At 74.2% G+C, this 18821-nt stretch carries 17 protein-coding genes; 9 read left to right on the top strand and 8 right to left on the bottom strand.

The window, feature by feature from the left end; genetic code table 11:
- From ACIHFE_RS17355 to ACIHFE_RS17345, 3 genes are all read right to left on the bottom strand, one after another.
- A complete protein-coding gene (locus ACIHFE_RS17355) occupies positions 1–198 on the bottom strand; it encodes a DUF1059 domain-containing protein (protein ID WP_400107336.1) in 198 nt (65 codons plus the stop codon).
- Between the two features lie 252 nt (positions 199–450).
- Positions 451–3558: a sacsin N-terminal ATP-binding-like domain-containing protein gene (locus tag ACIHFE_RS17350; protein ID WP_400108019.1), complete on the bottom strand. Its 3108-nt coding sequence runs from the start codon at positions 3556–3558 to the stop codon at positions 451–453.
- Positions 3559–3778: 220 nt separating this feature from the next.
- The gene (locus ACIHFE_RS17345; RefSeq protein WP_400107334.1) at positions 3779–4657 is read right to left on the bottom strand and encodes a DUF3027 domain-containing protein; all 879 of its coding nucleotides are present in this window, start codon (positions 4655–4657) and stop codon (positions 3779–3781) included.
- A gap of 348 nt (positions 4658–5005) precedes the next feature.
- Here ACIHFE_RS17345 and ACIHFE_RS17340 point away from each other — a divergent pair, with 348 nt between their 5' ends.
- The 4 genes from ACIHFE_RS17340 to ACIHFE_RS17325 are packed head-to-tail and all read left to right on the top strand — an operon-like array spanning position 5006 to position 8450.
- Complete coding sequence (locus ACIHFE_RS17340; protein WP_400108017.1) at positions 5006–6370, top strand: MFS transporter; 1365 nt, start codon at positions 5006–5008, stop codon at positions 6368–6370.
- A gap of 27 nt (positions 6371–6397) precedes the next feature.
- A complete protein-coding gene (locus tag ACIHFE_RS17335; RefSeq protein WP_400107332.1) occupies positions 6398–6862 on the top strand; it encodes a DUF2771 domain-containing protein in 465 nt (154 codons plus the stop codon).
- Positions 6863–6864: 2 nt separating this feature from the next.
- Positions 6865–7602, top strand: a complete 738-nt coding sequence (locus ACIHFE_RS17330) for a futalosine hydrolase (protein ID WP_400107330.1) — start codon at positions 6865–6867, stop codon at positions 7600–7602.
- Positions 7599–8450, top strand: a complete 852-nt coding sequence (locus tag ACIHFE_RS17325; protein WP_400107328.1) for a 1,4-dihydroxy-6-naphthoate synthase — start codon at positions 7599–7601, stop codon at positions 8448–8450. The genes ACIHFE_RS17330 and ACIHFE_RS17325 overlap by 4 nt, the downstream gene beginning before the upstream one ends.
- A 121-nt stretch (positions 8451–8571) precedes the next feature.
- Here the strand turns inward: ACIHFE_RS17325 and ACIHFE_RS17320 are convergent, their stop codons facing one another.
- Positions 8572–8955 (bottom strand): cold-shock protein, encoded by a 384-nt coding sequence (locus tag ACIHFE_RS17320; protein ID WP_400107326.1) that lies wholly within the window; start codon positions 8953–8955, stop codon positions 8572–8574.
- 149 nt (positions 8956–9104) lie between these two features.
- On the opposite strand from ACIHFE_RS17320, the gene ACIHFE_RS17315 reads away from it, so the two are divergent.
- Positions 9105–9347 carry a hypothetical protein gene (locus tag ACIHFE_RS17315; protein WP_400107324.1) on the top strand — a complete coding sequence of 81 codons (243 nt, stop codon included), beginning with the start codon at positions 9105–9107 and terminating at the stop codon, positions 9345–9347.
- Here ACIHFE_RS17315 and ACIHFE_RS17310 read toward each other — a convergent pair.
- Positions 9329–9961: an HAD family hydrolase gene (locus tag ACIHFE_RS17310; RefSeq protein WP_400107322.1), complete on the bottom strand. Its 633-nt coding sequence runs from the start codon at positions 9959–9961 to the stop codon at positions 9329–9331. The genes ACIHFE_RS17315 and ACIHFE_RS17310 overlap by 19 nt on opposite strands.
- A gap of 153 nt (positions 9962–10114) precedes the next feature.
- Complete coding sequence (locus tag ACIHFE_RS17305; protein ID WP_400107320.1) at positions 10115–11053, bottom strand: hypothetical protein; 939 nt, start codon at positions 11051–11053, stop codon at positions 10115–10117.
- 174 nt (positions 11054–11227) lie between these two features.
- Between ACIHFE_RS17305 and ACIHFE_RS17300 the strand changes: the two genes are divergently transcribed.
- The 3 genes from ACIHFE_RS17300 (at position 11228) to ACIHFE_RS17290 (ending at position 15790) form a co-directional block, all read left to right on the top strand.
- Complete coding sequence (locus tag ACIHFE_RS17300) at positions 11228–13660, top strand: helicase-associated domain-containing protein (protein ID WP_400108015.1); 2433 nt, start codon at positions 11228–11230, stop codon at positions 13658–13660.
- A gap of 30 nt (positions 13661–13690) precedes the next feature.
- Positions 13691–14038, top strand: coding sequence for a hypothetical protein (locus ACIHFE_RS17295; RefSeq protein ID WP_400107318.1), 348 nt, complete (start codon positions 13691–13693; stop codon positions 14036–14038).
- 102 nt (positions 14039–14140) lie between these two features.
- Positions 14141–15790 (top strand): DNA repair helicase XPB, encoded by a 1650-nt coding sequence (locus ACIHFE_RS17290; RefSeq protein WP_400107316.1) that lies wholly within the window; start codon positions 14141–14143, stop codon positions 15788–15790.
- Between the two features lie 53 nt (positions 15791–15843).
- Here the strand turns inward: ACIHFE_RS17290 and ACIHFE_RS17285 are convergent, their stop codons facing one another.
- A complete protein-coding gene (locus tag ACIHFE_RS17285; protein ID WP_400107314.1) occupies positions 15844–16005 on the bottom strand; it encodes a hypothetical protein in 162 nt (53 codons plus the stop codon).
- Positions 16006–16283: 278 nt separating this feature from the next.
- Here ACIHFE_RS17285 and ACIHFE_RS17280 point away from each other — a divergent pair, with 278 nt between their 5' ends.
- Positions 16284–18413 carry a HelD family protein gene (locus ACIHFE_RS17280; protein ID WP_400107312.1) on the top strand — a complete coding sequence of 710 codons (2130 nt, stop codon included), beginning with the start codon at positions 16284–16286 and terminating at the stop codon, positions 18411–18413.
- 27 nt (positions 18414–18440) lie between these two features.
- Here the strand turns inward: ACIHFE_RS17280 and ACIHFE_RS17275 are convergent, their stop codons facing one another.
- Positions 18441–18764 carry an ArsR/SmtB family transcription factor gene (locus ACIHFE_RS17275; RefSeq protein ID WP_400107310.1) on the bottom strand — a complete coding sequence of 108 codons (324 nt, stop codon included), beginning with the start codon at positions 18762–18764 and terminating at the stop codon, positions 18441–18443.
- Positions 18765–18821: the final 57 nt, after the last annotated feature.

Raw genomic sequence — 18821 nt, 5'->3', positions numbered from 1 at the left:
TCAGCCGGCGTCGGTGGTCTTCTCCAGCTCCAGGGTGTTGCGGATCTGCTCGCGCAGCTCCGCGGAGTCGGTGTGCTTGTGCACGGAGACGGCGTGCTCCGTGGCCGCCTGGACGACTTCCTCCTCCTCGCCGGCGATGGTGAGGGTGCAGTTGGTTTCACTGGGGAAGCGGCGACAGTCGGCGACCTTTCTGGTCATTTCCGGTGCCTCCTGGTGTAACGGGGGGTGCCTTCCCTCCGGGGGTGCCTTCCCTTCCAGGGTAGGGCGGGGGGGGTGCCTGCCGCGTTGTGCCCACCGGGGCGCACCCGGCGGGGAAACGGCGTCTGCCGACGACCCTTGGCGCACCGGCCGCGGGCCGTGGGTGGCTGGTCGCGCCCACGCGGCGGAGCCGCATATCAAAACCGCCCCGCGCCCCTGACGGGGCGCACCCTGGTATTTCGGCCGCGGGTCTCAGTCGAACCAGCGGGAGTGGGCCAGTTCTTCGGCGCGGGAGAGGTCCTCCAGCAGGGCCGCCGCCTCGAAGCGGCGGGACCAGGAGCCGGCCGCCCAGGCCAGGCCGGCCGCCAGGCCCTCCAGGGTGGCGGCGTGCAGCACTCCGTCCGGGCCGAGGCGCCAGTCCAGTTCCACGCCGTCGACCAGCAACTCCTCGTGTTCCACATAGGTCCGCGGCGCGCCGGGGAGCAGGGCCCGCAGTTCGTCGGGGACCTCCCGGAGCTCGCCGTCCGCCGCCTCGGCCGGGGCCGGCACGGCCTCGCTCAGCCGCCTGACCTGGAGCAGTTCCGCCAGCGCGGCGGCCCGGTCGGGCCGTACCGGCAGCAGGGCCCGCCCGGCCGCCAGCGGCAGCAGGTCCGGGGCGTCCGCCACCAGCGCCTCGGCCGCGTCCACCACCCGGACCTCGCCGTCGGCCACGGCGCGCAGCTCGTCCGGGAGGGTCACCTCCTCCGGGTCCAGTTCGGCCAGCAGTCCGTAGAGCGCGTGCAGTTGGGCGGCGCCCACCGGGCGTTCCGGGTCGGCGAGGCGGCCCAGCAGTTCGGCCGCGCCGCCCGGCTCGTCCAGCAGGGCGGCCGCCGAGGTGCGCACCCCCAGCGCCCGCAGCACCTGCTCATCGGCGAACCCGGCCGCGTCCACCGCCTCGTACAGGCCCTCCAACAGCGGGTCGCCGCCCTCGGCGCGCAGCCCGGCGGGGCGGCGGCCGTCCAGGACCGGGTGGCCGCGCAGCCACCAGGCGGTGTACGGGCGGACCGACTCCGTGGTGCCGTCCGGCAGCAGCACCCGCACCGGGGTGGTCAGCGCGTCGCGCAGCGGGGGACGGGAGAGCAGGGCGAGCGCCTGCGGCCAGGCGTCGTCGTCCACCAGGTCGAGGTCGCGTACCGCGGTGATCTCGGTGGCCACCGGCGGTACGGGGGTGTCGGGCAGCCCGTCCAGGACGTCCTCGCACCAGACGTCCACCGCGTCCAGCAGACCGGCGTCGTCCGGCTCGGCGAAGTCGCCGTCCCTGGGCTCCAGTTCGTCCGGGTCCAGCACCACATCGGCGGCCCGTACCAGCGCGAAGTCGGCCAGCACGCCGACCGCGGTGAGCGGCTGCTCTCCCCAGCGCTCGGCCAACTCGGCGTCACAGGCGGCCAGTTCGCCGTGGCGGATGACGCTCTCGAAGGGGCTGCCGGGCAGCACCAGCTCGCCGGCCGGGGCGAGTTCGCCGTCCTCGTCGGGCAGCGCCAGGGCGGCCAGCCAGGGCTCGTCGCCGGGGGCCAGGTCGGCGTCGCGCACCAGGGCGAGGACGGTCTCGGCCAGTTCGTCATGGCCCAGCGCGTCCTCGTCCCAGATCTCGCCCTCGTCCAGGGAAGCGGCGACCGCCGCCCGCACCTGCGGGGTGGTGAGGATGGCGCGCGGCGAGGACGGGGTGGCGCCCAGCTTCTCCAGCAGCGGGTGGGCGGCGTCCGGGTGGACCACCTTCAGGCCCAGCCGGGCCAGCCGTCCGGCCTCGGCCTGGTCGGCGGGCGGCAGCAGGACCTGGCGCGGGCCGATGGCGGTGCGCCCCTCGGCCAGCGGGACGGGCAGACCGCTCAGCCGGTCCGGGTCCACCCCGGCCAGGCTGTCGTACAGCCGCCACCACCAGGACGGGTCGCGCTCCACCCCGGCCAGCCGGTCGATGGCCTCGCCCAGCGGCACCCGGGCCACACCCAGCGCCCGCAGCTCGGTGCGGCGCTCCAGGCCGGCCGGCAGCAGGCTGTGGAACACCTCGCCGAGCACGGCCACGGTCTGCGCGCCCGCGCCCTCCACGATCTCGGCCTCCACCGGGCGGAGTGCGAACTCCTCCTCGCCCTCCACCGGCGCGGCGGCGGGCAGGAACGCCGCCCTGGGCAGCCGCTGGAGCACCTGGCGGCGCAGCTCGGCGTCCAGCGGGCTCTGTGCCAGCGGGGAGGGCACCAGGTCGATGGTGGTGGTCAGCACCGGGCGCCACTCGGCGACCAGCTCGGCGTAGGTCTCGGCGGCGCGTTCGATCAGAAAGTCGGTGAGCGGGCCGGGGGCGGTGTGCCGGCGGGTGGGCTCCAGCGGGAAGTTGGCGATCAGCAGGGCGGGCAGGCCCAGCGGTTCGTCGGTGGGGGTGGGGGCGTGCAGCACGGGCGCGGTGCGCGGGCGTACCGGTTCGCCGTCCTCGCCCACCGGGACGGCCCAGGCCAGCGACCAGCCGGGGCGCAGCCGCTCCTCCACGGGGCGGTCGGCGAGGAGCGCCGCGTCCAGGCGGCCGCCGGTGCGGTGCACCCGCCAGCGAGTGGGTACGCCGCGGTCCTCGACCACGGTGCAGCCGTCCTCCTGACGGCGGGTCAGCAGGCGTGGTTCGGCGCCCGGGGTCTCCACCACGACCTCGACCAGGCCGGGCAGGGCCAGCAGCAGCGCGTCATCGATGTCCGCCAGCAGCCGGGCCGTCAGATCCTCCGCCGCTCCGTCTCGCAGCGGCAGGACCACCACGGTGTCATAGCCCTCCGGCGCGGAGCCCTCGGCGGGCAACGGCAGCCGCAGCAGCGGCACATGGCCGGTGCGGCGGCGGATCTCCTCGGCCAGTCCGGGCGTCCGGCCGGCCGTATCCTCGGCCAGCGCCCGGGCCTCGGGCAGGGACCAGCGGACGCCGCCGGAGCGGCCCACCACGGCGGGTTCGTCGGTGACCGCCAGCACGGCGGAGAAGCCGACGCCGAACCGGCCGACGGTTTCCGCGTCGTCCCGCTTGGCCGAGGCACGCAGGGTGGAGAGCGACTCCACGCCGGCGGCGTCCAGCGGGGCGCCGGTGTTGGCCGCTGCCAGCACGGCGGGGCCGTCCGCGGTGGCCGGGTGCAGGGTCAGCCGCAGCCGGCCGGGGACGCCGGCGCGGGCGGCCGCGTCGGCGGCGTTCTGGGCGAGCTCCACCACCAGGCGGTCCCGGTAGCCGCCGAGCGCCAGGTCCTCCTCGGCGTTGGCGTCCTCCCGGAAGCGGGCGGGCGAGGCGGCCCAGGCGTCCAGGACGCCGCGCCGGAGGCGGGCGGTGCGGAACGGGTCGTCCTCGCCTGCCGGGTTGCGCACCATCGCCGTGCCGCTCACGTCGTCTCCCTCTGCCTGCCGCCACGCCGGCGGCTCCGCCGTGCAGAAGGTACCTCAGGGGGTTGTGGGCGCTTCCCCTCGCGCTTCGAGCGCGGGCCGCGGGTGGCTGGTCGCGCCCACGCGGCGGAGCCGCATATCAAAACCGCCCCGCGCCCCTGAAGGGGCGCACCCGGCGATGAAACCCGAGCCCAGACCGGCGGAGCCGTTACGCGTGGCCCAGGTCCGCGTCCTCGGCGCCCTCTTCCATGGGCAGGACGTCGACCACCGTCTCGTCGATCACCGGCGGCGCCGGACGCGGCGGCTTGGGCATCACCGCGGCCTCGGAGTGGCCGCCGCAGCCGTAGGAGAGGGAGACCACATGCCCGTCGGCGGGGCCGAACTCATTGCCGCAGATGCCGAAGGCCTGGCCCAGCGAGCCGCCGATGGGGATCAGGAAGCCGCAGCTGACGCAGGAGGCGGGGGCGGCCTGGGCCATGGGCGTCTTGGGGCCGTGGGACTCGTCCCAGCGGTCGGCCGCGGTGTGCAGCCCGTACCGGGAGAGCACCCGGGCCCGGCGCATGCCGAGTTCCTCGGCGACCGAGGCGATGGAGCCGCGCGCCGGAGTGGTCGGCTGGGCGGACGGCGGGCCGGCGGAGACGTCCGCGTCCTCGGCGTCGGCCAGCTCGGCCATCTCCTCGGAGACGGCGGAGCTGGGCGGCGGCTCCTCCTCGCCGGTCCAGCCCGGCTCCAGCCGCAGGTCGTCCGCGTTGGTGGGGAGCAGGTCGCCGGGACCCATGTCGCCGGGGCGCAGCCGCTCGCTCCACGGCACCCATTCGGGGGCCAGCAGCGCGTCCGGGCCGGGCAGCAGGACCGTCTCGTCGAGGGTGACCACCTTGGCCCGGGAGGCGCGGGCGACGGTGACGGCCCAACGCCAGCCGCGGTAGCCGGGGTCGAGGCAGGCGAAGTAGTGCGTGACGACCCGGTCCCCGTCGGCCACCAGGTCGACGTGCTCGCCGACCTGCCCGGGCAGCGCGGCCTCCAGGGCCGCCGCGCGGGCCATGTCGACCGCCTCGGCGCACAGGCGGTCCGGGGTACGGCTTCGCATCGCAGCACTCACAAGAATCGATTCTCTCTTCCACGCCGTCTCACGAGTGCGCCAGCCGAGCGGCCGGGTCGGCGGACGGAGCGGACCTCAGGACCGCGTCGACGTCCGCGCCCGATCGGCCCCGAGCGCACCTGGTCATGTCCATTCTGCGGGATGGAGACTCTGGGCGCGGCCAAGAACGATCGCCGGTGGCGCGTGAGGCACGCTACCTCGGGTGGCCACCCGGGGCATACCCGGGTTTCATCAAGCACCCTCGGGGCGCTCCCCCGCGCCCCCGCCGATGCCGGACCCACGCGCCGTGAGTGCCGTCAGGGCCCGGAGTTGGGGCAGTATGGCGTGGTGGGAGCCATCCGGTCAGGCCGGTCAGCCAGTGGCGGCCCGCTCCGCCGTACCGGCCGGAGTGTCGGCCGGGTGGTCCGCATCCCCGTCACGGCCACCGCCCGGGGCATCCGCAAGGCCACCCACGCCCATGGGGCGGGCGAGTCGGGCCTGGCGAAGCTGATCGAACTGCACGCGGTGAACTCGGCCGGCGACATGCTGGTCACCATCGCGCTGGCCTCCACCGTGTTCTTCTCGGTCCCCACCGACCAGGCGCGCGGCCGGGTGGCGCTCTACCTGGCCGTCACCATGGCCCCGTTCACCCTGCTCGCCCCGGTCATCGGCCCGCTGCTGGACCGGGTGCCGCATGGCCGGCGAGCCGCCATGGCCTCGGCGATGCTCACCCGGGTGGTGCTGGCGCTGACCATGTCCGGCGCGGTGGCCACCGGGGGGCTGGAGCTGTATCCGGCCGCCCTGGGCGTCCTGGTGGCGTCCAAGGCGTACGGGGTGGTGCGCTCGGCGGTGGTGCCCCGTCTGCTGCCACCACGGATCTCCCTGGTGAAGGCGAACTCCCGGGTGACCCTGGGCGGTTTGCTGGCCACCGGCCTGGCCGCCCCGCTGGGCGGGGCGCTGCACCAGCTGGGGCCGCCCTATCCGCTGTACGGGGCGTCTCTGGTGTTCGCCTTCGGCACCTACCTCTCGCTGTCGCTGCCGCACACGGTGGACTCCGACAAGGGCGAGACCCGGGCCCGGCTGACCTCGGCCGAGCACCGGCCCCGCGGCAAGCGGATCCGCAAGCCCGGGCTGCGCAATGTGGGCCCCTCGGTGCTGCACGCGCTGCAGGCGAACGCGGCGCTGCGGATGCTCTCCGGCTTCCTCACCTTCTTCCTGGCCTTTCTGCTGCGGGTGCATCCACTGGACGGGCTGAGCCCGGCCCTCTCGCTGGGCCTGGCCGCGGTGGCGGCGGGCGCGGGCAATGCGCTGGGCACCGCGATAGGGGCGCTGCTGCGCTCGCGCGGCCCGGAGAAGACCATCGCCCTGGTGCTCACCACCACCCTGGGCACCACCATCGCCACCGCGGTGTTCTACGGCTGGTTCTTTGTGGTGGTGGTGGCGGCGGTGGCCGGCATCTCCCAGGCGCTGGGCAAGCAGTCGCTGGACTCGCTGATCCAGCGGGATGTGCCGGAGGAGGTGCGCACCTCCGCGTTCGCCCGCTCGGAGACCGCGCTGCAGATGGCCTGGGTGGTCGGCGGCGGCATCGGGATCCTGCTGCCGCTCAACGGGGTGCTGGGCATGTCGGTGGCGGCGGCCTTCCTGGCACTGGGGGTGACCACTGCCGTACGGGGCCTGCTGGCGGCGGCCCGGCGCGGCTCGCCGCACCCGCGCGTAGCGTGACTGGACAGGCCAGATAGCCTGCCCCCCATGACCGCTGCGTTTTTCCGGGGCCGCCGCCGCCGCGCCGCTGCCGCCGTCGGGGCCGTGACCTTCGGGCTCGTCGCCCTCTCCGCCTGCGACAAGCCGACTCCGCTGGCGACGCTGACCGTCGGATCGACCACGGTGACCAGCGAGGCCGCCTGCTACGACGACGGCAGTGCCCTCGACAAGAAGGACATCCCCTCCTGCCTCAAGGAGGAGGGCAAGACCGTCAAGGCGTCGGTGGACGACACCATCCGTATCGGCGTGGACAAGAAGATCGCCGACCAGGGCTGGACGGTCGTCGCCAATGGCCAGGGCCTGGTGAACCCCAGCACCAAGACCTTCCGCAACATCCCCGCGGCCCGCCTGCTGCAGGGCGCCAAGGGCAACAAGGTGGTGCTGAGCGTGGTCCAGGCCGACGGCGGCAGCGTCTATGGCTTCTGGAACTTCACCATCGAGGACAATTCCTGACGATGCCGGTCCAGCGGGTCCTGGTCGTCACCGCCGTCACCGCCGAACGGGATGCGGTGACGGCCGCCGCACCGGAGTATCTGCCGGTGGCCCTGCCGGGCGGCACCGAGCTGCACCGGACGGCCCTGGACGGGGTGGTGTTCGACGTACTGGCCGCGGGCGTCGGCCCGGCGGCCGCCGCGGGCGGCACCGCCACCGCGCTGACCGCCGCCGCGCTGGGCGGTGCCCCGTACCAGCTGGTGATCTCGGCGGGCATCGCCGGTGGTTTCGCGCCCCGCGCGCCGCTGGGCGCCCTGGTGCTCGCGGACCGGCTGGTCGCCGCCGACCTGGGGGCCCAGACCGCCGAGGGCTTCGCACCGGTCACCGCGCTGGGCTTCGGCGTGGACGCGCACCCGGCCCCGGAACCGCTGCTGGCGGCGGTGGCGGCGGCGGTGGGCGCGCTGCGCGGGGAGGTGCTGACGGTGTCCACCGTGACCGGCACGGCCGAACGCGCCGCCGAGTTGGCGGCCCGTCACCCCAGGGCGCTGGCCGAGGCCATGGAGGGCTTCGGGGTCGCCGAGGCGGCCGCCGCACACGGCGCGCCGGTGCTGGAGCTGCGGGCCGTCTCCAACGCCATCGGTCCGCGCGACCGTTCGGCCTGGCGCATCGGAGCGGCCCTGGCCGCGCTGACCGGGGCCTTCGGCGCCATCTCAGCAGGACTGCGACCGGCGCACGCCGGGGAATCGGAGCCACGCCCATGACCGAGACGGTCCGCATCGCCTACTCGCCCTGCCCCAACGACACCTTTGTGTTCGACGCCTGGGCGCACGGCCGGGTGCCGGGGGCGCCCGCGCTGGACGTCACCTTCGCGGACATCGACCTCACCAACGGCATGGCCGAGCGCGGCGAGTTGGACGTCCTCAAGGTGTCCTACGCCGTGCTGCCCTGGGTGCTGGAGGAGTACGCGCTGCTGCCCTGCGGCGGCGCGCTGGGCCGGGGCTGCGGGCCACTGGTGCTGACCAGGGAGCCGGGCGACGCGGCACAGCTGGCGGGCAGGACGGTGGCGGTGCCCAGCGAGCGGTCCACCGCCTATCTGCTGTTCCGGCTGTGGGCGGCGACCGAGGTGCCGGGCGGGGTCGGCGAGGTGGTGGTGCTGCCGTTCCACGAGATCATGCCGGCGGTACGGGACGGCAAGGTGGACGCCGGACTGGTCATCCACGAGGCCCGGTTCACATACCCGGAGTACGGTCTGCACCGCCTGGCCGACATGGGAGAGCACTGGGAGCAGACGACCCGGCTGCCCATCCCGCTGGGCGCGATCATCGCCAAGCGCTCGCTGGGCACGGAGATGCTGCGGCGGCTGGCGGACGCGGCCCGTACCTCGGTGCGGATGGCCTGGGACGACCCCGAGGCGTCCCGGCCGTATGTGCTGCGGCACGCACAGGAGATGGACCCGGCCGTCACCGACCAGCACATCGGGCTGTACGTCAATGAGTTCACCGCCGGCCTCGGCGAGGCCGGCTATGCGGCGGTGCGCGGGCTGCTGACCCGCGCCGCGGCCGAGGGACTGGTACCGCCCCTCGGCCCGGATGCGCTCAAGTTCCCCTGAGCCGCGGCTCGGACGTCCGGTGAGCCCGGGCGTCCGGCTGGTCGGACGTCCGACTGATCGGGCGTCCGACTGGTCAGATGTCCAACTGGCTGTATCCGACCGGCTATGAACGTCCGGCCGGTCAGACGTCCAGCTGGTCGGCCACCGCGCGCAGCATGCCCGCGATCTTGGCGCCATGGGCCTTGTCGGGGTAACGGCCCCGCTCCAGCTGCTGGGTGACGTTCTCCAGGAGGGTGGTGAGGTCCTGCACGATGGAGGCCAGCTCATCGGGCTTGCGGCGCTGGGCGGCCGCGACCGAGGGGGTCGGATCGAGCAGGATCACCGACAACGCCTGGTCACCACGCTGACCGGCGACCACACCGAACTCCACGCGCTGGCCGGGCTTGAGGGCGTCGACCCCGTCCGGGAGCACCGAGGAGTGTACGAAGACGTCTCCGCCGTCGTCGCGGGAGAGAAAGCCGAAGCCCTTCTCGCTGTTGAACCACTTGACCTTGCCGGTAGGCACGTCTGTCCTCGTCCTCGTACTCGTTGGGAACGCCGGTAATAACACTTCAGCGGGCCTCAAGACCCGCTACCCCCCAAGGCTAATGGTCCCGGGCCCGGTGACAAGACGTCCTCGGGATCGTCCGACGGCAGGGGAACTACCCTGCAAGGGTGAGTGATGAAACGCCCCGGCCCGGGGACCTGCTTGTACGTACCGGCGCCATCGTGTTCCTGGTGGGCGCGCTGGCCACACTGGCCACCGTGGCCCCACTGTTCATCGGTGCCCATCCGCTGCCGCCGGCCGCGTACTTCGTCTGCATGCTGATGGGCGTCGGCTTTGTGATCGCCGCCGCCGGAGTGCTGCGCTCGGTGGCCGAGCAGCGACGCCAGGGGCGTCAGACGGCGCCCAGGTAGCCGCGCAGCCAGGCCGGGAAGTGGGTGAGGTCCGCCAGCAGGACATCCGCCCCGGCCGCCCGCAACTCCTCGGCGCCGCATGGGCCGGTGGCCACGGCCACCGACAGGGCGCCCGCGGTGCGGGCGCCGCGCACATCGCCGGTGTGGTCGCCCACATAGACCCCGGCCCCGTGCAGCCGCAGCGCCTCCGCCTTGGCCTCGGCCCAGCGCAGGCCCTCCACCACATCCGGTTCGATGCCCAGGTGGTCCAGGTGCAGCCGGGCGTTGCGCGGGTGCTTGGCGGTGACCACCACCACCCGGCCGCCCAGCTCCCGCACGGCGGCCACCGCCTCCCGCGCGCCGGGCATGACGGGCGAGGGCGCGATGCCGTGCCGGTGGTACTCGGCGATATAGCGCGCGCTGACCTCGGCCACCCGCTCCTCCGGGAACCAGTTGCGCAGCTCCTGCTCCAGCGGCGGCCCGATCCGGCTGACCACCAGGTCGACATCGATGGCGGTACCGGTGGCCGCGGCCAGCGCGACATAGGCGGCGCGGATGCCGGGGCGGGAGTCGACCAGGGTGAGGTCGAGGTCGAAGCCGATGGTGAACGGGGGCGTGGCGGCGGCGGGGGTCATGGGCTCATTGTGCGGTGGGGCGCGACCGGCCCGGTGGGACGCCCGTCCCGGTGGGACGCCCGTCCCGGTGGGACGCCCGTCCCGGTAGGACGCCCGGCCCGGTAGGACGCCCGGCCCGGTAGGGCGGCCGGCCCTCTCAAAGCCACACCCCTCTCAGCCCACCTTGCGCCCCCGCCACACCACATACACCGCCGAGGCCAGGGCGGCGACCCGCAGCACCACCGGCCAGGTCTCCGCCAGGGCGGGGCCCAGCTGGCCGTGCGGTATGGGGGCGCCCCAGTGGCCGCCGCTGCGGCCCCACAGCCACAGCACCCCGCCCGCCGCCACCGTCCCGGGCACCACCAGCACCGCGCCCTTGGACTCGTTCTCGGAGAGGCGGCGGGTCACATAGGCCAGCGCCCACCCCGCCCCGCACACCATCCAGTTGCCCAGCACCGCCCCCACCAGCAGCAGCAGGGCCACCAGCAGCAGCACCGGGCTGATGGGGGCGCCGTCGGCGGAGCGCAGCAGCCCGAAGCGGGCCGGCGGCTGCTCCGCGCCTTCCTCCACCGACTCCGGCTCCTGCTCCGGCTCCTGCTCCACCGGCTGGGACGGGGCTCCGGGCGCCGGTGCCTCCGGCGACGTCCGGGGCGGCCTGAGCATGTCGGGGATCTCGATCCCGCCGACAAAGCCGTGCACCCGGTCCCCGGGCCCGGCCTGGGCGGCCTCCACCCGCCACCACTCATCGGCCTCCGGGCCGCCCCCGCGCAGCTCCTCCTCGGTGGCCAGGTGCGGCGGCGCCCCCGCGTCGGGAAACCACACCCCCTCGCCACCGCGCCGCTGGGCCGGCACCCGGCGGGTCTCCCCGGCCGGCTCCGCCGAGCCGCCGCCGCCCGCCCCGGCCACCGCGTCCGAAGGGGTGCCCAGACGGTCGAGGATCCGCTGTACGGCGGCCGGGGTCTCGGCGTTCTCGGCCGCCCGCTGCCGTTCGATCTCGGTCCGCAGCCGGGAGACCAGCCGCATCCGCTCACCGGAGGTGAGCGGGGTCCGCTGAGCGAGATCACCGACCCGGCTCAGGTAGTCAAAGACCAGCTGATCGCTCTCGATCCCCACGAAATCCCCCAGGTTCCCCAAGTTCCCCCAACAATGCAGCCCCCCAGCAAGGCAGCGTCATCCCGACGGTACCGGCTCCGGATCTCGCCGTCCTTGGGAACCGGTGGACGACCACCGGCCCAGCTCACGCCCCTGACCGTCCGGCACCGACCCGGTACCGTTAACAGAATGACCATGTCGCGGGAGACGGACAGGACGGGCGCAGCCCCCCGCACGCTCGCCGAGGAACTGCGCGAGCGCCCCGACGAGGCGCTGGCCGCGCTGCTGCGGGCCCGCCCCGATCTGCTGAACCCGGTGCCCGGCGACCTCACCCAGCTGGCCACCCGCGCCGCCACCCGGGCCTCGGTGGCCCGCGCCGTGGACCGTCTGGACCGCTTCGCCCTGCAGACCGCCGAGGCCCTGGCGGTGGCTCCGGACCCCTGCCGGTACGACACCCTGGCCGCCCTGCTGACCGGTGACCGGCCCACCGACCCCCGGATCGCCGAGCGCCTCCCGCACGCCCTGGCCACCCTGCGCGAGCAGGCCCTGCTCTGGGGTCCCGAGGACCGGCTGCGCCTGGTCCGCACCGTCCGTGACCTGCTCACCCCCACCGCCGGCCGCCCGTCCCCCACCGGCCTCGGCCCCACCGTTGCCGAGGCCACCGCCGGGATGTCCCCCGGCCGGCTGCAACAGCTGCTGTCCGCGGCCGGGCTGCCCGCCACCCATGACCCGGTGACGGCCGTCAGCGCGCTGACCGAACTGTTCGAGGACCGCACCCGGCTGGCGGCCCTGCTCGACACCGCCCCCGCCGAGGCCCGGGACGTCCTGGACCGGCTGCTGTGGGGCCCGCCCTATGGCACCGTCACCGCCGACCCCGCCCCCCACCTGCGCTGGCTGCTCGACCGCGGCCTGCTCCTCCCCACGGCACCCGGCTCGGTCGTCCTCCCCCGCGAGGTCGCCCTGCATCTGCGCGCCGGCCGCGCCCACCGCACCCCGGAACCGGTGCCGCCCGAACCGGCCCCGGTCACCGGGCACTCCCCGGCCACCGTGGACGCCACCGCCGCCGGCCAGGCGTTCACCGCCCTGACCACCGTCGAGGAACTGCTCACCGACTGGGAGACGGCCGGCCCCCTGGTGCTGCGCGCGGGCGGCCTGAGCGTACGCGACCTCAAGCGCACCGCCACCGTCCTGGACTGCCCCGAGCCCACCGCCGCCTTCTGGGTCGAACTCGCCCACACGGCGGGCCTGTTGGCCTCCGACGGCGAGGTGAACGAGCGCTACGCCCCCACCCCCGGCTACGACGACTGGCTCCAGCTGCCGCCCGAACTGCGCTGGGCCCGGCTGGCCACCGCCTGGCTGGCCACCACCCGCACCCCCGGCCTGGCCGGCGGCCGGGACGCCAAGGGCCGCGCCCTGGCCGTCCTCGGCCCCGGCCTGGACCGCACCGCCGCTCCCGAGGTCCGCCGCCGCGCCCTGACCCTGCTCGCCGCGCTGCCGCCCGGCGCCGCCGTCCCGCACCAGGCCGTACTGGACAGGCTCGCCTGGGAGCACCCGGCCGGACAGGAGTCACGCGCCCGGCTGGCCCGGTGGGCCCTCACCGAGGCCGAACTCCTCGGCGTCACCGGCCGCGGCGCCCTGGCCGCCCACGGCCGCGCCCTGCTCGGCGGCGAACAGGGCACTCACGGCGAACACGGCACAGACCCGGCCGCCGCCCTGGCCCCACTGCTGCCCGAACCCCTGGACCACGTCCTGCTCCAGGCCGACCTCACCGCCGTCGCCCCCGGCCCGCTGCACCGCCCGCTCGCCCAGACGCTGGGCGTGCTCGCCGACATCGAGTCCAAGGGCGGGGCCACCGTCTACCGCTTCTCCCCCGGCTCGGTGCGCCGGGCCCTGGACGCCGGACGCACCGCCGCCGACCTCCTCACCTTCCTCGCCGAACACTCCCGCACACCCGTGCCCCAGCCACTCGCCTACCTCATCGAGGACGTGGCCCGCCGGCATGGCACCCTGCGGGTCGGCGCCGCCTCCGCCTATCTGCGCTGCGACGACGAGGCCCTGCTCGCCGAGCTCCTCGCCGACCGCCGCTCGGCCCCGCTGCGGCTGCGCCGGCTGGCCCCCACCGTGCTCGCCGCCCAGGCCGACCCCGAGGAACTGCTGGCCGGGCTGCGCGCCATGGGCTACGCCCCGGCCGCCGAGTCCGCCGAGGGCGACGTCCTGATCAGCCGCCCCGACGCCCACCGCACCCCGCCGCGCACCGCCCCGGCCCCCGTCCACGAGGGCCCGCCCGCCCCCGACGCCACCCTGCTCGACGCCGCCGTCCGCGCAATCCGGGCCGGCGACCGCGCCGCCACCGCCGAACGCAAGCCCGCCCCCACGGCCACCGCCGGCGGCCTGCCCCGCACCAGCTCCGCCGAGACGCTGGCCACCATGCAAGCCGCCGTCCTCACCGGCAGTGTCCTGTGGATCGGCTATGTCAACGCCGATGGCGCCGCCAGCCAGCGGGTGATCGCCCCGGTCAAGGTCGAGGGCGGCTTTGTCACCGCCTACGACCACACCGCGGACGAGGTGCGGACCTATCCCCTGCACCGCATCACGGGCGTGGCGGAGCTGGCGGACGACACGGCGTGACCCCCGCGCCGGGCGGCCGTTGACCACGGCATGCCGAAGATCAACCGACTCACCCTGACCGCCCTCGTCCTCACCGGCCTGGCCGCCGGCGCCGCCCCGGCCGCCGCAGACTCCGCCGAGCACGCGGTGGTCGTCAAGCACACCGCCATCGCCGGCAGCTCCCGGGCCGGCGAGACCTCCGCGTCCGCCACCGTCTACTGCCCTGAGAAGACCCACCTCACCGGCGGCGGCTTCGACGGCAGCCACGGCAGGGACTTCAGCCTGCTCTACAGCCGCCCCACCGAGGACGGCAAGGGCTGGACCGCCGCCATCGGCTACCACGGCACCGCCAAGGAGACGGTGAGCGTCACCGCCTACGCGGTGTGCGAGAGCGAATAGTCACACCCGCTCCACAACCGGCCCCCATGGGCGACACTGGGAGTTTGGCGACCGGCCCCACCGGGGCCGGTCCGACAGCACCCGGACAGCGAAAGGGCGGGCGTGAAAGGCTCCCTCATCGTCCAGTCGGACAAAACCCTCCTGCTCGAGGTCGACCACGAGCAGGCCGAAGCCTGCCGTCGCGCCATCGCGCCCTTCGCCGAGCTGGAGCGGGCGCCCGAGCACATCCACACCTACCGGATCACCCCGCTGGGCCTGTGGAACGCCCGGGCCGCCGGCCATGACGCGGAGCAGGTGGTGGACGCGCTGGTCACCCACTCCCGCTACCCGGTGCCGCACGCCCTGCTGGTCGACATCGCCGAGACCATGGACCGCTACGGCCGGCTGCGGCTGCTCAAGCACCCCACCCATGGCCTGGTGCTGGAGAGCACCGACCGGCCGGTGCTGGAGGAGGTGCTGCGGTCCAAGCGGATCCAGCCGCTGGTCGGCGCCCGGATCGATGACGACACCGTGGCCGTGCACCCCTCCGAGCGCGGACAGATCAAGCAGGCGCTGCTCAAGATGGGCTGGCCCGCCGAGGACCTGGCCGGGTATGTGGACGGCGAGGCGCACCCCATCGAGCTCACCGAGGACGGCTGGGCGCTGCGCCCGTACCAGCGGCAGGCCGTGGACGGCTTCTGGCACGGCGGCTCGGGCGTCGTGGTGCTGCCCTGTGGCGCGGGCAAGACGCTGGTCGGCGCGGGCGCCATGGCCGAGGCCAAGGCCACCACGCTGATCCTGGTGACCAACACCGTCTCGGCGCGCCAGTGGAAGCACGAGCTGATCAAGCGCACCTCGCTCACCGAGAGCGAGATCGGCGAGTACAGCGGGGCGAAGAAGGAGATCCGCCCGGTCACCATCGCCACCTACCAGGTGCTGACCACCAAGCGGAAGGGCATCTACCCGCACCTGGAGCTGTTCGACTCCCGGGACTGGGGCCTGGTGGTCTACGACGAGGTGCACCTGCTGCCCGCGCCGGTCTTCAAGTTCACCGCCGATCTGCAGGCCCGGCGCCGCCTGGGCCTGACCGCCACCCTGGTGCGCGAGGACGGCCGGGAGTCGGATGTGTTCTCCCTCATCGGGCCCAAGCGCTTTGACGCGCCCTGGAAGGAGATCGAGGCACAGGGCTATATCGCCCCCGCCGACTGTGTGGAGGTACGGGTCAACCTCACCGACAGCGAGCGGCTGACCTATGCCACCGCCGAGGCCGAGGAGAAGTACCGCTACTGCGCCACCACCGACAGCAAGCGCAAGGTCACCGAGGCGCTGGTGCGTCGCCACCAGGGCCAGCAGACCCTGGTCATCGGCCAGTACATCGACCAACTCGACGAGCTGGGCGAGCACTTGGGCGCTCCGGTCATCAAGGGCGAGACCACCAACGCCCAGCGCGAGAAGCTCTTCGACGCCTTCCGGGCGGGCGAGATCTCGGTGCTGGTGGTGTCCAAGGTGGCCAACTTCTCCATCGACCTGCCCGAGGCGACCGTCGCCATCCAGGTCTCCGGCACCTTCGGCTCCCGCCAGGAGGAGGCGCAGCGGCTGGGCCGGGTGCTGCGGCCCAAGGCGGACGGGCATGAGGCGCGCTTCTACTCGGTGGTCGCCCGGGACACCATCGACCAGGACTTCGCCGCGCACCGCCAGCGCTTCCTGGCCGAACAGGGCTATGCCTACCGGATCGTGGACGCCCATGAGCTGCTGGCGGGCGAGGACGTCTGAGATCCGCCACCGGCGGGCCGGGGCTCGGCATCCGGCTCCGCGCCCGACAACGGTCAGCGCTTGACGTGCAGTTCCGGCGCGTGCTGCCCCAGCAGCACCACGCTTACCGCCGCGCCCGCGAACGCCTTGATGGCGCGCAGGGCGTGGCCGAAGGAGTGGGTGGCGCCGCTCTGGTCGGCGGCCTGGACGTCCGGGGCGATGGCTGCGGTGGTCATGTCTCCATGGTGGCGTCCGGGACCGCCCCGGGCATCGGCCTGCCGGTGTAACCACGAGGGCCCCGCCGTACGACTGAAGGATCACCGCATCCCCTACGGGAGACGGACTCCAACCCTGAGAGGCTCCCCCGGGCGTGGGTAATTCGCTCGCGCGCCCCTGGGCCGATCGCTAGGATCGCGCGTCTGCCCGCCTCCCGCGCCCGTGGAGTGCCGCCGCCCGGACGGAAACCGGCCGGTCCCGTATCGTCCCGCCCGTCCGCACCGCCTGGAGGCGACCCGTGCCCGCGCACGTCCCGGATCCGATCGCAGACCGCGCCACCGACCCGCTCGACCGTGAGCGCGCCCATCTCGCCTCCTCCCGGGCCGCGTTGCGCGCCATGCGCGCCGATGTGGAGTCGCTGGACATCAAGGACGTGGCCGCCAACTGGGTCAACGCCAAGGTGCTGCAACAACAGATCGAGCAGCGCATCACCGCGCTGGCCGACCTGGCGGACACTCCGCTTTTCTTCGGCCGGCTGGACTATCTGCACGCACCCGGGGCGGAGCGGGCGGAAGGGGCCCGCGAGGAGCGCCCGTCCGCCGGAGGCGGCTCGACGATTCTGTACATCGGGCGGCGGCACGTCCATGACGCCGAGGGCGACCCCATGGTCATCGACTGGCGGGCCCCGGTCTCCCAGCCGTTCTACCGGGCCTCCAAAAAGGACCCGATGGACGTGGCGACACGGCGCCGGTTCGGCTACACCGGCGGCGAGTTGACGGCCTACGAGGACGAGGACCTGACCGACGCCTCCTCCGCCGACCGGGCCAGCAGGCTGCTGCAGAGCGAGATCGAGCGGCCCCGTGTGGGCCCGATGCGGGACATCGTGGCCACCATCCAGCCGGAGCAGGACGAGATCGTGCGCGCCGGGATCGGCGGCACGGTGTGCGTTCAGGGCGCGCCGGGCACCGGGAAGACGGCGGTGGGCCTGCACCGGGTGGCCTATCTGCTGTACGCGCACCGCGAGCGGCTGGCCCGGACCGGCACCCTGGTCATCGGCCCCAACCGGTCCTTCCTGCACTACATCGAGCAAGTGCTGCCCGCACTGGGTGAGTTGAATGTGGCCCAGGCCACGGTGGACGACCTGGTGGCCCATGTGGAGGTACGGGGCACCGACAGCGCCGAGGCGGCCCGGATCAAGGGCGACGCCCGGATGGCCGAGGTGCTGCGCCGGGCGGTCCACTCGGGTGTGACCATGCCGGTGGAGCCGGTGGTGGTGGTGCGCGGCTCGCGCCGCTGGCGGGTGCCGGCGTATGAACTTGAGGAGATCGTCCGGGAGTTGCTGGACCGCGACATCCGCTATGGCGCGGCCCGGGAGGCCCTGCCGCAGCGGATCGCCCATGCGGTGCTGGTGCGGATGGAGCAGGCGGGCGAGGCGCCGGACGACCGGGTGCAGGACGCGGTGGCCCGCAACGCCGCGGTGAAGGCGGCGGTCAAGGCCGTCTGGCCGCCGGTGGATCCGGCCAAGCTGGTGCTGCGGCTGCTGTCCGACCCGGAGTTCCTGGCCGAGCAGGCGGCCGGAGTGCTCTCCGCCGAGGAGCAGGCGGCCGTCCTCTGGGCGAAGCCGGCGCGCGGCGTCAAGGGCGCCAAGTGGTCGGCGGCGGACGCGGTGCTGGTGGACGAGGCGGCTGATCTGATCACCCGCACGCCCTCATTGGGGCATGTGGTGCTGGACGAGGCGCAGGACCTCTCCCCCATGCAGTACCGCGCGGTGGGCCGCCGGTGCAGCACCGGTTCGGCCACGGTGCTGGGCGACCTCGCCCAGGGCACCACCCCCTGGGCCACGCCCACTTGGGCGGAGGCCCTGACCCATCTGGGCAAGCCGGACGCCACGGTGGAGGAGCTCACCCAGGGGTTCCGGGTGCCGCGCGAGGTGATCGCCTATGCCTCACGGCTGCTGCCCGCCATCGCCCCGGAGCTGACCGAGGCGACCTCGGTCCGTGAGTCCCCGGGCGACTTCGCCGTGCGCCCGGTAGCCGATCCCGCCGCCCTGGACGCGGCGGTGGTGGCGGCCTGCCGGGCCGCGCTGCGCCGGGAGGGCTCGATCGGCCTGATCGCGGCCGACGCCCGGCTGCCGGCGCTGTCCGCCGCGCTGGACGCCGCCGGGTTGCCGTACCTCGCCCCGGGCGAGGAGACCTCGGACCAGGCCCGCCTCACGCTGGTCCCGGCTTCGCTGGCGAAGGGTCTTGAGTACGACTACGTGGTGCTCGACGAACCGGCGGCGATCGTCTCCGGCGAACCGGACGAACGCACCGGCCTGCGCCGCCTGTACGTGGCCCTCACCCGAGCCGTCTCGGGCCTGACCATCCTGCACGCCCAGCCACTGCCCGAACAACTGGCGGGCCCCGTAAGGGGCGCGGGGAAGCCCTGATATGCGGCTCCGCCGCGATCGCGCCCCTTACGGGGCACCCTCCGCAGCCAGCAGCGCGGCGACCAAGCCGGGGAACCGTACGTCCAACTCCGCCCGGCGCAACGACACATAGCGATTGCGCCCGGCGACCCGGGTGCTGGTCAACCCGGCCTCCCGCATCACCCGCATATGGTGCGAGACCGTCGACTTGTGCAGATGATCCACGCCCAGCCCCTCCGCGGAGCAGTGGTACTCACCACCGGCCGCGTACACCCGGAACAGATGCAGCCGCACCGGATCCCCCAGCGCCTGAAGCACCTTGGCCAGCTCGATGTCCGCCGCGTCCGGCTGCGGCAGCCGTTCCTCATCCACCACTGTTTGACACCCATCCAACATTCAGCAATTGTTTGACGCACGTCCAACCTACCC

Origin of the sequence: Streptomyces sp. NPDC052396 (assembly GCF_044593195.1) — a bacterium.
Classification (GTDB): domain Bacteria; phylum Actinomycetota; class Actinomycetes; order Streptomycetales; family Streptomycetaceae; genus Streptomyces.
Note: the sequence above shows the minus strand (reverse complement) of the source record. Positions and strands in the feature narration are given on the sequence as shown.